This is a genomic window from Methylobacterium adhaesivum, from assembly GCF_022179065.1.
GTDB classification, from domain to species: Bacteria; Pseudomonadota; Alphaproteobacteria; order Rhizobiales; family Beijerinckiaceae; genus Methylobacterium; species Methylobacterium adhaesivum.
On sequence record NZ_BPQD01000015.1, the window covers coordinates 143,717 to 157,184 of the forward strand.

General features: G+C 63.9%; 10 protein-coding genes and 1 pseudogene. 4 read left to right on the forward strand and 7 right to left on the reverse strand.

From position 1 onward, the window contains the following. Window positions 1-25: 25 nt before the first annotated feature. A complete protein-coding gene (locus MFF01_RS13175) occupies window positions 26-691 on the reverse strand; it encodes a DUF2155 domain-containing protein (RefSeq protein ID WP_238226008.1) in 666 nt (221 codons plus the stop codon). Between the two features lie 94 nt (window positions 692-785). Beyond that, window positions 786-1,202 (reverse strand): NADH:ubiquinone oxidoreductase subunit NDUFA12, encoded by a 417-nt coding sequence (locus tag MFF01_RS13180; protein ID WP_238226009.1) that lies wholly within the window; start codon window positions 1,200-1,202, stop codon window positions 786-788. A 503-nt stretch (window positions 1,203-1,705) separates the two neighbouring features. Here MFF01_RS13180 and MFF01_RS13185 point away from each other — a divergent pair. Both MFF01_RS13185 and MFF01_RS13190 read left to right on the forward strand, forming a co-directional pair. After that, window positions 1,706-5,434, forward strand: a complete 3,729-nt coding sequence (locus MFF01_RS13185; protein ID WP_238226011.1) for a vitamin B12-dependent ribonucleotide reductase — start codon at window positions 1,706-1,708, stop codon at window positions 5,432-5,434. Between the two features lie 635 nt (window positions 5,435-6,069). Then, window positions 6,070-7,086 carry an NAD(P)H-binding protein gene (locus tag MFF01_RS13190; protein WP_238226013.1) on the forward strand — a complete coding sequence of 339 codons (1,017 nt, stop codon included), beginning with the start codon at window positions 6,070-6,072 and terminating at the stop codon, window positions 7,084-7,086. 63 nt (window positions 7,087-7,149) lie between these two features. Here MFF01_RS13190 and MFF01_RS13195 read toward each other — a convergent pair whose 3' ends face one another. The 3 genes from MFF01_RS13195 to MFF01_RS13205 all read right to left on the reverse strand — a co-directional run bounded on the left by MFF01_RS13195 (window position 7,150) and on the right by MFF01_RS13205 (window position 9,274). Next, entirely contained in the window at window positions 7,150-7,887 is a 738-nt protein-coding gene (locus MFF01_RS13195; protein ID WP_238226015.1) for a hypothetical protein, read from the reverse strand. A gap of 251 nt (window positions 7,888-8,138) precedes the next feature. Continuing rightward, complete coding sequence (locus tag MFF01_RS13200) at window positions 8,139-8,636, reverse strand: HAD domain-containing protein (protein WP_238226017.1); 498 nt, start codon at window positions 8,634-8,636, stop codon at window positions 8,139-8,141. 377 nt (window positions 8,637-9,013) lie between these two features. Next, window positions 9,014-9,274: a hypothetical protein gene (locus MFF01_RS13205; protein ID WP_238226019.1), complete on the reverse strand. Its 261-nt coding sequence runs from the start codon at window positions 9,272-9,274 to the stop codon at window positions 9,014-9,016. A gap of 323 nt (window positions 9,275-9,597) precedes the next feature. On the opposite strand from MFF01_RS13205, the gene MFF01_RS13210 reads away from it, so the two are divergent. Further along, on the forward strand, window positions 9,598-10,131 hold the full coding sequence (locus MFF01_RS13210; RefSeq protein ID WP_238226021.1) for a Ros/MucR family transcriptional regulator: 534 nt from the start codon (window positions 9,598-9,600) through the stop codon (window positions 10,129-10,131). Window positions 10,132-11,038: 907 nt separating this feature from the next. Here the strand turns inward: MFF01_RS13210 and MFF01_RS13215 are convergent. Together MFF01_RS13215 and MFF01_RS13220 are read right to left on the reverse strand one after the other, a co-directional pair. Continuing rightward, complete coding sequence (locus MFF01_RS13215) at window positions 11,039-11,293, reverse strand: DUF6894 family protein (protein WP_238226022.1); 255 nt, start codon at window positions 11,291-11,293, stop codon at window positions 11,039-11,041. Window positions 11,294-11,562: 269 nt separating this feature from the next. Further along, on the reverse strand, window positions 11,563-12,222 hold the full coding sequence (locus MFF01_RS13220) for a class I SAM-dependent methyltransferase (RefSeq protein ID WP_238226024.1): 660 nt from the start codon (window positions 12,220-12,222) through the stop codon (window positions 11,563-11,565). Window positions 12,223-12,554: 332 nt separating this feature from the next. On the opposite strand from MFF01_RS13220, the pseudogene MFF01_RS13225 reads away from it, so the two are divergent. Continuing rightward, window positions 12,555-13,442 (forward strand): annotated as a pseudogene (locus tag MFF01_RS13225) (TonB-dependent siderophore receptor); the annotation flags it as partial. Window positions 13,443-13,468 lie beyond the last annotated feature (26 nt).

The window sequence follows — 13,468 nt, forward strand, 5'->3', positions numbered from 1 at the left end:
TCACCCCATCGCGGGGAGGGCGACCCTATCGGAACAGAGCGTCGAACAGGTTCTGCGGCGGCGCCGGGGGGGCCGGAGCCGGACCCTCGTTCGACGGGAAGAACTTTCGCGAGGGCTTCTGCTTCGGCTGAACAGGCACACCGCGCGGGGCCTCCACGTCCACCTGACCATTGGGATTGACCTGCTGGGCCGTGCGCGTCGCGTCCTGCCCGCCGCGCTGGCGCCGGGGCTTCTCGGATTTCGCGGCCGCGACCGGCACGTCCTCCTGCTCCTTGGCCTCGGCGATGACGTCTGCCCCACCCTTACAATCGACCAGCCACACGTCGTAGATCGGATGCTCGATGGCGTGGAGCCCCGGGCTCGCGGCGAACATCCAGCCCGTGAAGATGCGGCGATACTTGCTGTCGAGGGTGACTTCGTCGACCTCTAGGAAGGCCGTGGTCTTGGGGCTCTCCGTCGGCGGGCGGCTGTAGCAGACGCGGGGGGTGAGCTGGAGCGCCCCGAACTGAACGGTCTCGTCGACGGCCACCTCGAACGACACGATGCGTCCGGTGATCTTGTCGAGGCCCGAGAACACGGCGGTCGGGTTCTTGATTTTGTCGGCCCGCGCCGGCAACGCGCCGAAACCGAGGCTGAGGGCTAGGGCGGCGAGAACGGCGTTTCGCGAAGTCCGTGCGGTGTTGCGGCTCACGGCTCGCTCCCTTGGCAGACGCGCCGAGGGCTGAGGGCGACGCGCCCCGCGTTTAAGTGCGCAACATTGGTGGAAAAAGGGCCGCGCCCGAGAATCAGTCGCCCGGGGTCCAGGGTGCATAGTCGCCCGTGGCCGCCGGGCGCTGGCCGGTGCTGAGCTGCGAGCCCTTGGGGCGGTAGGCGCCCCACGTCCCCGTTAGATTCTCGACATGGGGCTTTTGCCATTCGCGAGGGGTGTAGGCCTCCTCGCTCGGCGGCACGTCGGCGTTGTGGCATAGCCAGGAGCGCCAGCCGGGCGGCACCTTCGAGGCGTCGGCATAGCCGTTGTAGACGACCCAGCGCCGCTCCGTACCAACCGACCGGTCGATGAGCGGCCCTTGCGCACGGTAATAGACATTGCCGTCGTCATCCATGCCGACCCGCTGCCCCTGGCGCGCCGTGTAGAGGGCAAGCGACATCGTCTGCCCGTTCCACCAGGTGAAGATCCGCAGAAGCGTGTCCTTGAGAGCCATCGCGTTCGCCTGAGAAGGGCCGTCTTGCCCTGTGCCGTCGATCGGCGGGACTATGGTGACGGCCGGGCCGGGTGTCCAGCGCGCGTCCGCGACTGCGCCCGGATTGTCACAACGCTGCGCCATTAACCATGTGACTGACTGCCCGATCCGGTGCCGAACCTGTGCGCCGTCAGATTCCTCGGACCGATTCCGTGAGACCCAAGGCGCACTTATCCGAATGTCGCAGCTATCCACAGGATTAAGGTCGCCGACACAACATCTAGTCAGGAACATAGCCAGCGCACACAAGTTGTTGACGTGACGGGATCGAACGCGTTAGCGTTCGAATGTCGCCGGAGCGATCCGATCCTTCAGCGGCTCAGCGATTTCGCCCGATCAGACATAGCGCCCCGCGAGCGTTCGCGAGCGCATGCCCGATCGGGACTAGCCTACGCACTTCAAGGACAGGGCCCGGCTTTTCGAGGCGGGCCGCCAACGTCGCCAATGGGCGGGAGACAGGTTTCATGCGGTTCGAGCGTCGCCTCACCACGGCCGGGCAATCCCCCTACGCCACGATTCCCTTCCGGAAGACCCTGAGCGAGATCCGTAATCCGGACGGTTCGGTGGTGTTCCGCCTCGAGGGCATCGAGGTTCCGGAGAGCTGGAGCCAGGTCGCCAGCGACGTGCTGGCCCAGAAGTACTTCCGCAAGGCCGGGGTGCCGGCCCGCCTGAAGAAGGTCGAAGAGAACGACGTGCCGTCGTTTCTGTGGCGTTCCGAGGCCGACCTCGCGGCCCTGGCCGAGGTGCCGGAAGCCGAGCGTTACGTCTCCGAGACCTCCTCGACGCAGGTCTTCGACCGCCTCGCCGGCTGCTGGACATACTGGGGCTGGAAGGGCGGCTACTTCTCGTCGGAGGAGGATGCCAGCGCGTTCCTCGACGAGCTGCGCTTCATGCTCGCCCGCCAGATGGTGGCGCCGAACTCGCCGCAATGGTTCAACACCGGCCTGCATTGGGCCTACGGCATCGATGGGCCGGCGCAGGGCCACTACTATGTCGATTACCGCACCGGCGAACTGACGAAGTCGGCCTCCTCCTACGAGCATCCGCAGCCCCACGCCTGCTTCATCCAGGGGGTGCAGGACGACCTCGTGAACGAGGGCGGCATTATGGACCTGTGGGTCCGCGAGGCGCGCCTGTTCAAGTACGGCTCCGGCACCGGTTCGAACTTCTCCATGCTGCGCGGCGAGAACGAGAAGCTCGGCGGCGGCGGCAAGTCGTCCGGCCTGATGTCGTTCCTGAAGATCGGCGACCGGGCGGCAGGCGCCATCAAGTCGGGCGGCACCACGCGGCGCGCAGCCAAGATGGTCATCGTCGACATCGATCACCCCGATATCGAGCAGTACATCGACTGGAAGGTGAAGGAGGAGCAGAAGGTCGCCGCGCTGGTCACGGGCTCCAAGATCGTCTCCAAGCACCTCACTGCGGTGATGAAGGCCTGCACCCAGTGCGAGGCGGAAGGGGATGCCTGCTTCGACCCCGAGCGCAACCCCGTCCTGAAGAAGGCGGTGAAGGCCGCCCGCAAAGACATGGTGCCGGATTCCTACACCAAGCGGGTGATCCAGTTCGCGCGCCAGGGCTTCACCAAGATCGATTTCCCCGTCTACGACACCGACTGGGATTCGGAAGCCTACCTCACGGTGGCGGGTCAGAACTCCAACAACTCCGTCTCCCTCACGGACGACTTCTTGCGCGCCGTCGAGAACGACGCGCCTTGGCAGTTGAAGGCCCGCACCACCGGCAAGACCACCAAGACCCTGCCGGCCCGCGAACTCTGGGAAAAAATCGGTGAGGCCGCCTGGGCGTCCGCCGATCCGGGCCTGCACTTCAACACCACGATGAACGACTGGCACACCTGCCCGGCGGGCGGACGCATCCGCGCCTCGAATCCGTGCTCGGAGTACATGTTCCTCGACGACACCGCTTGCAACCTGGCCAGCGCCAACCTGCTGACGATGTACGACCGCGCCACGAACCACTTCGACGTCGCGGCTTTCGAGCACCTCAACCGCCTCTGGACGGTGGTGCTCGAGATCTCGGTGATGATGGCGCAGTTCCCGTCGAAGGAGATCGCGGAACTGTCGTTCCGCTACCGGACGCTCGGCCTCGGCTACGCCAACATCGGCGGCCTCCTCATGAGCATGGGCCTCCCCTATGATTCCGACGCGGGCCGGGCGCTCGCGGGGTCGCTAACCGCGATCATGACGGGTGTCGCCTATGCCACCTCGGCCGAGATGGCCGGCGAACTCGGGGCCTTCCCGGCCTACGAGGAGAACGCCGACGCCATGCTGAAGGTGATCCGCAACCACCGTCGCGCCGCGCACGGCGAGGCCGAGGGCTACGAGTTCCTCTCGATCAACCCGGTGCCCCTGGATCTCGCCAACATTCCGCAGGCCGATCTCGCAGACCGAGCTCGCCACACCTGGGACCGCGCCCTACAGCTCGGCGAGGAGCACGGCTTCCGCAACGCCCAGGCCACCGTCATCGCGCCGACGGGCACCATCGGTCTCGTCATGGACTGCGACACCACCGGCATCGAGCCGGACTTCGCCCTCGTGAAGTTCAAGAAGCTCGCCGGCGGCGGCTACTTCAAGATCATCAACCGCGCCGTCCCTGACGCCCTGCGGACGCTCGGCTACCGCGAATCCGAGATCGCCGAGATCGAGGCTTATGCCGTCGGCCACGGCTCCATGGGCCAGTCGCCGGCCATCAATGCCGGCTCGCTCCGGGCCAAGGGCTTCACCGACGACAAGATCGCGGCCGTGGAGGCGGGTCTGAAATCCGCCTTCGACATCAAGTTCGTGTTCAATCGCTGGACGCTCGGCGACGACTTCCTCACGGGCGTCCTCAAGGTGCCGGCCGAGAAGCTTGATGACCCGGCCTTCGAGATCCTGCCCTTCCTCGGCTTCTCGAAGAAGGACATCGAGGCGGCCAACACCCACATCTGCGGTGCCATGACCCTCGAGGGCGCGCCCTTCCTCAAGGCCGAGCACTACGCCGTGTTCGATTGCGCCAACCCCTGCGGGCGCATCGGCAAGCGCTACCTCTCCGTGGAGAGCCACATCCGCATGATGGCGGCGGCCCAGCCGTTCATTTCGGGCGCCATCTCCAAGACCATTAACATGCCCAACGACGCCACCGTCGAGGATTGCAAGAACGCCTACCGCCTGTCCTGGACCCTCGCCCTTAAGGCCAACGCCCTCTACCGGGACGGCTCGAAGCTGTCCCAGCCCCTGAACTCGGCCCTCATCGCCGACGAGGAGGAGGACGCCGAGGAGGCCGTCGAAGCCCTGGTGGCGGCGCCCGCCGCCGCTAAGGCGGCGCAGCTCGCCGAAAAGGTCGTGGAGCGGGTCATCGAGCGCGTCGAGCGCATCCGGTCCCGCGAAAAGCTGCCTGACCGGCGCAAGGGCTACACCCAGAAGGCCGTGGTCGGCGGCCACAAAGTCTACCTGCGCACGGGCGAGTACCATGACGGGCGCATCGGCGAGATCTTCATCGACATGCACAAGGAGGGCGCCGCCTTCCGATCGTTGATGAACAACTTCGCCATCGCGATCTCCATCGGCCTCCAGTACGGCGTGCCCATGGAGGAGTATGTCGATGCCTTCACCTTTACCCGCTTCGAGCCGGCGGGCTTCGTACAGGGCAACGACGCCATCAAGAACGCGACCTCGATCCTCGACTACGTGTTCCGCGAGCTCGCGATCTCGTATCTCGGCCGCATGGACTTGGCCCATGTCGATCCCTCCGACATCGGCAACACGGTGATGGGCAAGGGCGAAGGGGAGGGCGCTCGCGGCGACAAGCCGGATCCCGTGGCCGCCAACGTCGTCTCGCGCGGCCTCCTGCGCGGCTCGGCCGATCGCCTCACCCTGATCCAGGGCGGCCCGGCTGGCGGCACGGTGGGCGTGGGCGCACCGAGCACCGGCGTTACGGCTCCGGCGGGCGGCGTGGTTCATGCCCTGCGCGGCGCAACGGCCCTCAAGGCGGAGCCATCCCTCGCCGGCATCGCAGACGTCCTGGTCGAGGCGCTGCCCTTCGCCAAGCCGGAGCGCACGGTCTCCGACCGGCGCGCCGAGGCCAAGATGAAGGGCTACGTCGGCGAAGCCTGCCCGGAATGCGCGAACTTCACCTTGGTCCGGAACGGGACCTGCCTGAAGTGCGATACTTGCGGCGGCACGACGGGGTGCTCGTGAGGCGACCCGCTCGACTTGACCATCACGACGAGCAGCATAACATTTCGTTTTTAGCGGTGTTTCTGACTATTAGAACGGCATAAAGATGCGTCTGAGGAGAAGGCGTGCGGAGCGATCCGCGCGCCTTTCTATTTGTCTGCAAAGCCTTACGGGTCAGGGGAGGGAAGCGCGGGGACCGAAGCCGAGTCGCATTGAAAGAGCCTGCTACCTGGGATGGGGGACGTCTAAGGCCGACTTGCCTCGCAACACACCGACGGCGTCCCGTGCCGACTATCAGGGTCGGAGGGGAGGGGGCCTACCCGCCCATCGCACCATGCCCGGCAAAGGCGGTTCGCCGACGGGGGTGGTGCCGGCTTGTTTATGCGTGAGAACCCGTTGCTCGTCTCACGCTACACACGGTCCATCATCGAGATCGGCGCAGGAGGCCCCGATTGCGTCCACGACGTACGCGGACAGCGCGCCGCCCCGTCGAAGGCTGCCCCTGACAGCAGAGCTGCCGCTGCCATCCTGGACGAATCACCCGAGGGATGGCTGGCCCGGTAGATCCAGATCGGTAAAGTCACCGTAAGGGTAGCGCGTCACGCACCGTAACCGCGACTGGCGAGCTAAATGGCGAAGCGCCGGCTGGATAGACCATGACCGCTGTTCGACCGGATAGCGGGAATCCGCGCCGCGTCCTCGTTCTTGGGGCGACGGGCACCATTGGCCGGGCAACCGTGCGCGCTCTGGTGTCACGCGGTCACGAGGTCGTTTGCCTTGTCCGGCGCTCGACCGTCACCGCGATCCCGGGAAGTTCGGTTCAACCGCCTGGTGTATCCGCGGGTGCCGCCGAACGGGTCGTGGACTTGACCGATCCGTCGTCGCTGGCGCGCGATGGGATCCGGAGTGAATCTTTCGACGTTCTGGTGTCGTGCCTCGCGTCACGCACCGGATTGCCCGAGGATGCGTGGGCGATCGATTACGAGGCGCACGTAAGCGCCCTTCACGCGAGCCGGGCAGCCGGTGTCACCCACGTCGTGCTGCTGTCGGCGATCTGCGTCCAGAAATCGATCCTCGCGTTTCAGCACGCCAAGCTCGCCTTCGAAGCGGTGCTGGTCGCGTCGGGCCTGGATTACACGATCGTGCGGCCAACGGCGTTCTTTAAATCGCTCTCGGGGCAGATCGAGCGCGTGAAACGCGGCAAGCCGTTTCTCGTTTTTGGGGATGGAACGCTGACGGCCTGCAAACCGATCAGCGACGACGATCTGGGCCGCTACCTCGCGGACTGCCTCGACGATGGTGAACGGCGCAATCGCATTCTGCCGATTGGCGGGCCGGGCGAAGCGATCACGCCGAAGGCCCAGGGAACGGCGCTTTTCGCATTGCTGGAGCGAGAGCCGCGCTTCACGCACGTCCCGGTAATGCTGTTGGATGTGATCATTGCCGTCCTGGCGATGATCGGACGATGGGTGCCGACCCTGGCCGCGAAGGCGGAACTCGCGCGAATCGGCCGCTACTACGCCACCGAATCCATGCTCGTGCTGGATCCGGCGACTGGGCGATACGACGCGCAGGGTACGCCCTCCACGGGGTCGGAGGCGCTGTTCGACCATTATGCGCGCGTGATCCGTGGCGAGGCAGTCGCCGAGCGCGGCGACCACGCGGTGTTCTGACGAAGCTCAGGTCCTAAGAGACATTCGGCCTTCATCCGCCCACCTGCGTAGGGCTGACAACCGTTACGCTGGCACCGGCCCCCGGCCCAGCGCATCGTCCGCCAGGCGGCGGAAGGCATTTGCAAGCCGTGCGGTCAAACGTGACAGCGGCGAGCGCCACAAACCGAACCCATCGTCGCAGAGCGGATCGTTGACGACGGGACTGCCGTCCTGGCCAACCAATACGTTTCCGACGTTCGGATCGAGGGCACGTGGCGATGCGGCGCGGAGCGTTGCGACAAAGGCTTCGTATTTCGGCCAAGCGGCTCTGAAGTCTTCTCGTATGCCATCGAAGCTCGAATGATCGATCCTCGGCTCGTAGGCCGGCCATTCTGCCTTGAACCGCTCGCGAACGCCCTCGTCCACGAGCACGCTGGGATGGTCCGCGATGACGGCGTGTGCGTAAGCCAGCCACCAAGTATCCAAGGAGGGCGTGCTCAAGCGCGAGCCTACCGTCATCAAGGCACCACAGCGGCTGACGGAGAGGTCATGGACACGCGGCGCATGTGGCCCATCGGACCCTGCAAACCCCTTGCGGATCAGGGCGGCATAGTCGCCAAAGCCATCGGCTTTGCGCGCGAGGCGCACGACGACCTCGGGATGGTCAGCGTGCGCATGGACGGAGCCGTGATAGCCGTAGCCGATTTCGGCCCAGCCAGTGGCGATGAGCGAGGCATGCGCCTTGGCGGCCGAGCGTTCGACGATGCCGAGGGCGACCAGCGACGGTTTTACGACCTTGTCTCTGTTCCTGAATCCCAGCATCGCGCTTCTCCTTCCTGCCACACGAGGAACCGACGCGACGCACCCGCCGGAGCTGCGCGGAGGCAGAACCAGAGGGATCAGCCGGACGGGCGGGGCCGGCGAAGGTCAGGGAGACCGTGTCGATGTCAGGATCAGCGTGACGTGTCCGTCACACCACTGTCATGCAATGACCGGCGGTCCTGGAAAGTTCAAGTGCTACGGAAGCGTAAACCGCTACGCGATCGATCTGCGCTGTCCCGTCGCAGGTTCTGTCAGGCCGTCGCCGCTCGCGCGAGGATGCTACGCGCCAAGATGCCATCCTCTTCCGAAAGACCGTCTTCCGCATTGGGCTGGACATGCTGGCCCGCATGGGTAGGGCCGACCGCCACGTCGTCGAGGACAAGGTAGTTCGTAATCCGGTTCCGCGTCACGTGTTCGGCTATCTCGTCGCCCCGTCGGGCACTCTCAGCAGGGAGCATTGCGCCCGTCTCGGGATCCCGGCTCGTCGGCAGGATGGCGGTATGCCAGTCCGGATGGAAGCAGTCATCGGGCAGGCCGGCTTCGAGCAGGGTCGGACGACAATCGGCGACGCGCCACGTCGACGAAACCACGATGCGCGCGTCGAACGCTCTCACCAAAGCAGAGACGCGGGCGATTTGAGCCGGGTTCAGCCTGTCTTTGCCCGCCTTCCGCTGATAGGCGACCGTCGTGACCACCCCATCAATATCGAGGTAGATCGTCGGCCGTCCCGCGCCATCGTGCTGGTTCAAGAAGCCGAACTCCGCCCCGGATAGCGGTTCTCCATCCGCTGCCGCACGGCTACAGGGCAACACCAGAGGCGTCCAGTGCGCTCCTTACCTCAGGCCTGCGGTTTCGGGATCCGAGAAACGCTGCTTCAGACACGAATAGGAGGGCGCTCCAAGCGGCCGGGCTGGGTGTCGGCGTTGATCGTCATGATCCAAACAGAAAAACGGCGGAGCTTCTGCCCCGCCGCCATGCCGTACGGTGATGCCGCCAGCACACCCCCTATGAGCCGATCATGGCTTGGGACGCACCGATGATGGTGAAGGCCAGACCGCCCGCGAACGCGCCGGCCATGGCGTAGGAAAACCCCTTCAGCAACATGTGAGCGACCTCAAGAGTCCGATCAGCAGCGGTTTCCGCCCGAGGTCTGGCCGTACTGCATCACGGGGAAGTTCTGCTGGTTGGCGTTGCCCTCGGCGGCCGAACTCATCGGGCAGCCACCATAGGCCGGCACGCGAGAGGGGGCATAGAGCGAACCGGTGGTCTCGACCTCAGACCCGAACGAGGTGTAGCGGGAGGTCGGACGCTCGGCGGCCATAGCGGACGAGATCGAAACAACGCCAAGGACAAGAGCGGCGGTGGCGGTGGCGATACGGGTCATCATGGCGGTCTATAAGCTCCTTTACAGCGACTGACCTGGGGTCAGGTCCGTTTCTCTCTGTTGGATTTAATATGGGGAGCCGATTTCATTCTGGACGTGTCGATCCGCACACGACTTTCAAGATGGGGTACGACGCCGAGGGATCTGCAAGGCCTGGATCGCGATCGGGTATCGTCGATGGAAGCAATCTTCTGGACAGGCGGAGGAATAGGCCGCCCCTAACGGGGTGGATAAATCGCCCAAAGGCCAAATGTCCGGAAATTGGGATCGACTTTATTGAGATAATTGGGCTTAGAAGGAGTTTGCTAGATGAATGGATTGCTTTTATGGCCGAAATCAAAGCTCACCAAGAGGCTGATATTATCGAGCTGAGCGCCAGCATCGTTGTCGCCTACGTGAGCAACAACTCGATGCCTTTCAGCGAACTCGGCAATCTTCTGGTAATTGTTCACGCTTCCGTGAAGGGGTTGGGTGGAGAAGGCACAGCCGTATCGGCCAAGGACGAGGTCGTTAAGCTGACCCCGGCGCAGATCAAAAAATCGATCACGCCGGATGCCCTGATCAGCTTCGAGGACGGCAAGGCCTACAAGACCTTGCGTCGGCACCTTACCAGCCGTGGGCTTACGCCCGAGGGTTACCGGGCCAAATGGGGACTGTCGTCGGACTATCCGATGACCGCCGCCAGCTACTCAGCGGCCCGTTCGGAACTTGCTCGTTCGTTTGGGCTCGGTCAGCAGCGGAAAGGCTCGGAAAATCAGCCAGAGGAAAAAGCTGATCAGACCAACAAGGCGATCTCTGAGGACTCTGCGGATACAAAGCCGAAGCGTGTTGAACGTCCGCGCAAGGCCGCTGCCGCGTGATGCGGATCAGGGCAGAGGGCTAACCGGCCCGCTGCCGATTGGCGAACCGGCTTGGCAGACACTCCAGTTCGGCACCGCGTTGCCACGGAACGACGCTGGGTAGCCCGGCTTCGCAGGCTTGGGGGGAGGCAGCATCGACATGCGATGTTGCCCCCGACCGTTACGTCTCGCGACGGCTTTGCCGTCGTTCGGTCAAGGCTCGCATCGCCGTGCAAGTCGGCGTGAGACCGGATCATTCGTGACATCGTACCCTCGAACCGGCGATGTTTTGATCAGAAGGCTCCTGGTGATCGCTCCACGTGGGAATGAGAAACGACATGACGTTACGAATCACTCTCGTACTCGCCTGCGTGTTCAGTTCGGCATTTGCTGCGCAAGCGTCTGACAGGCTGATACTCAGCGAGGGCAATTGGGATCTCACTAGGTCTGAGGATCAATTCAGCAGCGCTCAGTCATGCGTCTTGAGGCCGAAGACACCGTCTCGCATTCAAGTCACCCACAATCGGATGGATGTGACCGGGATGCCGAAAAATTCCGTGTTCAATTTTCAATACAGGATTGATGACGGGCCGGCATCAAACCCAGTCTTTCCATCAGAGGCCATGCAAACATCAGGCAGAATCACCATCGAAGGTGATGCTTTTCACGCCCTTGTCGGAGGGAGGCGCTTTAGGATCCGGATCCTCGATCGATGGCATGAAGCCATCACGGAAGACGTCGACCTCACCGGCTTGAAGGAGGCTTACGCGCAGATGACGGACCAATGTAAGTAGCCCTCGACCCGCTCTGCCGCAGGCGGATCTGATGTTCGATGCGATCCAGCCCGATGAACGGGAAAACGGGATTACGCTCTATGCGTCTGATGAAATCTCGGGTTCGCATGCGGGGAGCAAGCGGATTGTCTACCTCAGCATCGTGGGGCTGCCTGAGGAACGGACGCTGCCTGCATCACGAACGGTTGGACCAGCACGCGCCGACCACTGAGGTCGTGGACGCTGACGCTCCATTCGGACCAGTCCTCCTGACCGTCCAGTTCATCCATAACGCTGGCCGCGACCTCGATCGCCCGGCGTGCGAGACGCTCGGGACGCCGAACGTCCCTGCCAATCGCATCGAGGACGAACGCGTAGCCGTTGGTGGCGTGGAAGCGGTAACGGGCCATCCGAAGCAAATCCCCCCAGTTGCAGCCTCTGAGAACGCGTGAGTTCGCGTTTTGTTCTTTATGGGGATATCCGGTGGAAAAGGGCAAGGCCATGTGTGCCGGGCCATGAGGTTGCGCTCAGTTTCGTGAAGGCCGCCTGGGTGGGGACAGGGCTTTGCCGGAGCAAGATCGCGATCGACAAAACATGGGGCCCGGGATCGCGCTCGAGCGAGTGGGTTTGCGACCTTGGGACGGGGCACGGTATTGTCCGCGACCGCGCCGAGATTGTCCTATGGGGGCGAAACTGCCTGTCCATCGCTTGTCGCGACGGTTCGACCGATGACTGCCCAGAGCGGGTCACTCTGACCGCCTTCCGGCACCACGCCGTAGGCCGCGACCCCAGAAAACCCGGCATGGCGCAGGTAGAGTTCGATCAGCCGCGCCTGGTCATCTCCCCCAAGGGAGCGCCAGATGGCCACCGCTTTGGTCGGAAAACATCGGTTCGAGAATGAGATGATCACGGGGGCATCGGGCACAAGCACGCGCGCGACCTCGCGAAGAACGCCAACCGGGTCCTGCAGGTACTGGACCCCGACGCAGATTACAGCGGCGTTGATGCTCGCGCTCTTGAGGGGCAGGATCGGATCGGCGTTCAGGTCCTGCACAAAACGCTGCGTCAGGCGCGGGTTGGCCGCAAGCTCCCGGTCGTTCAGCCCATGGCCGATCACCGCGTCGTAGGCGATCTCTGCGGGCAGGTGGCTGACCCAACTCGACATCAGGTCGAGAATACGTCCGCCGGTCGGCAGGTGCGTGCGGTAGAGGTCGGTGACGGCGTCAACGGCTGCGTCGTCGATATGGGTCACGAAGCGCGGCTGGGCGTAAAACAGTACGTCAGGTGTTGGATCCTGTTTGGCGAACGCTTCGGGGGGCAGTCTTGGAAGATTGCTCATCAGGATCCCCGATCGTGTGCCATCCGCATCGCGAAAAGCACGCTGCGCCGTATACGCCGGGTATCTTGGTCACGATCGGGTCGGCGGCAACTCTGTGCTCGCGAGCAGGGCATCCCATCGCAGCAGCGCAGCCTAAAATTATCGCGCCCGCCCGGACGTTGCAGAACCGTCACACGGAGGGATTCACTCCGTGGAGCCCTTGTGATCGACTACGCTTGAACGTAGCGAAAAGAACGAAAAAGCCTAGCGACCACAGTAGTTTAGAGCTTCTAAAAACTACGCTTTCCAATCCTGGGGGCGTGTCTCGGTGCGGGCACTGCAGAGCCATTCTCATGAAGCCGATCTCGTTCGTTCTATCTGATCGCCCTCGCCATGCCGTTGCCCGCGCCGCGCTGGCGGGCGTGTCCCTGCTGAGTCTCGTTGTGGGTGCGGCTGCTCAGGAAGCGACTTCGCCGCGACGCGGCGTGTCCAATCCTCCCGCTGAGGCTAGTGTTCAGCTGCAGGAACTGAACGTTCAGGGGACTGGGCGCGGAGTCGGCAACGGACTGGATGGGGGCGCTGCGGTCCGCGCCATTGAAAGCCCGACCGGGCCGGTGTCTGGCTATGTCGCGACGCGGTCAGCGACCGCCACAAAGACCAATACGCCGCTGATCGAAACGCCGCAGTCCATCAGCGTGGTCGGGCGGGAGCAGATCGACGCGCAGAAGGCGCAAACCCTAACGCAGGCGACGCAGTACGTCCCCGGCCTTTTCTCCGGAACGTTCGGCGCTGATTCGCGCATCGACTACTTCAACCTGCGTGGCTTCGTTGCCAGCGACTACGGCCTCTATCGTGACGGCCTGCAGCTACTGAACTATGGCTTTGGCTACTTCAAGGTCGACACGTTCGGACTGGAGCGAATCGAAGTGCTCCGGGGACCTGCGGCCGTACTGTTCGGCGCGGGCACGCCCGGCGGTCTCATCAACCAGGTTTCCAAGCGCCCGACGGTCGATCCGCTTCGCTATGTCGAGGTCGGCGGCGGTTCCTTTGGCCAGGGCTATGCCGCCTTTGATCTCAGTGGTCCCGCAGACGATTCCGGCCATTGGTTCTATCGTCTGACCGGTATCGGCCATACGGGCGGAACGCAGGTCGATGGCGCACCGGACGATCGCGTCTACATCGCACCGGCCTTCACCTATAAGCCGGATGGGGCCACCAAATTCACGTTCCTGTCGTGCTGGTAGCTCGACAGGAACGTGAATTTGGT

What these genes read in the sequence shown, in the direction of transcription:
- MFF01_RS13180 (WP_238226009.1), bottom strand. Translation starts at nt 1,202, where the DNA reads ATGGCTCTCAAGGACACGCTTCTGCGGATCTTCACCTGGTGGAACGGG.
- MFF01_RS13190 (WP_238226013.1), top strand. Translation starts at nt 6,070, where the DNA reads ATGACCGCTGTTCGACCGGATAGCGGGAATCCGCGCCGCGTCCTCGTT.
- MFF01_RS13210 (WP_238226021.1), top strand. Translation starts at nt 9,598, where the DNA reads ATGGCCGAAATCAAAGCTCACCAAGAGGCTGATATTATCGAGCTGAGC.
- MFF01_RS13195 (WP_238226015.1), bottom strand. Translation starts at nt 7,887, where the DNA reads ATGCTGGGATTCAGGAACAGAGACAAGGTCGTAAAACCGTCGCTGGTC.
- MFF01_RS13205 (WP_238226019.1), bottom strand. Translation starts at nt 9,274, where the DNA reads ATGATGACCCGTATCGCCACCGCCACCGCCGCTCTTGTCCTTGGCGTT.
- MFF01_RS13215 (WP_238226022.1), bottom strand. Translation starts at nt 11,293, where the DNA reads ATGGCCCGTTACCGCTTCCACGCCACCAACGGCTACGCGTTCGTCCTC.
- MFF01_RS13220 (WP_238226024.1), bottom strand. Translation starts at nt 12,222, where the DNA reads ATGAGCAATCTTCCAAGACTGCCCCCCGAAGCGTTCGCCAAACAGGAT.
- MFF01_RS13185 (WP_238226011.1), top strand. Translation starts at nt 1,706, where the DNA reads ATGCGGTTCGAGCGTCGCCTCACCACGGCCGGGCAATCCCCCTACGCC.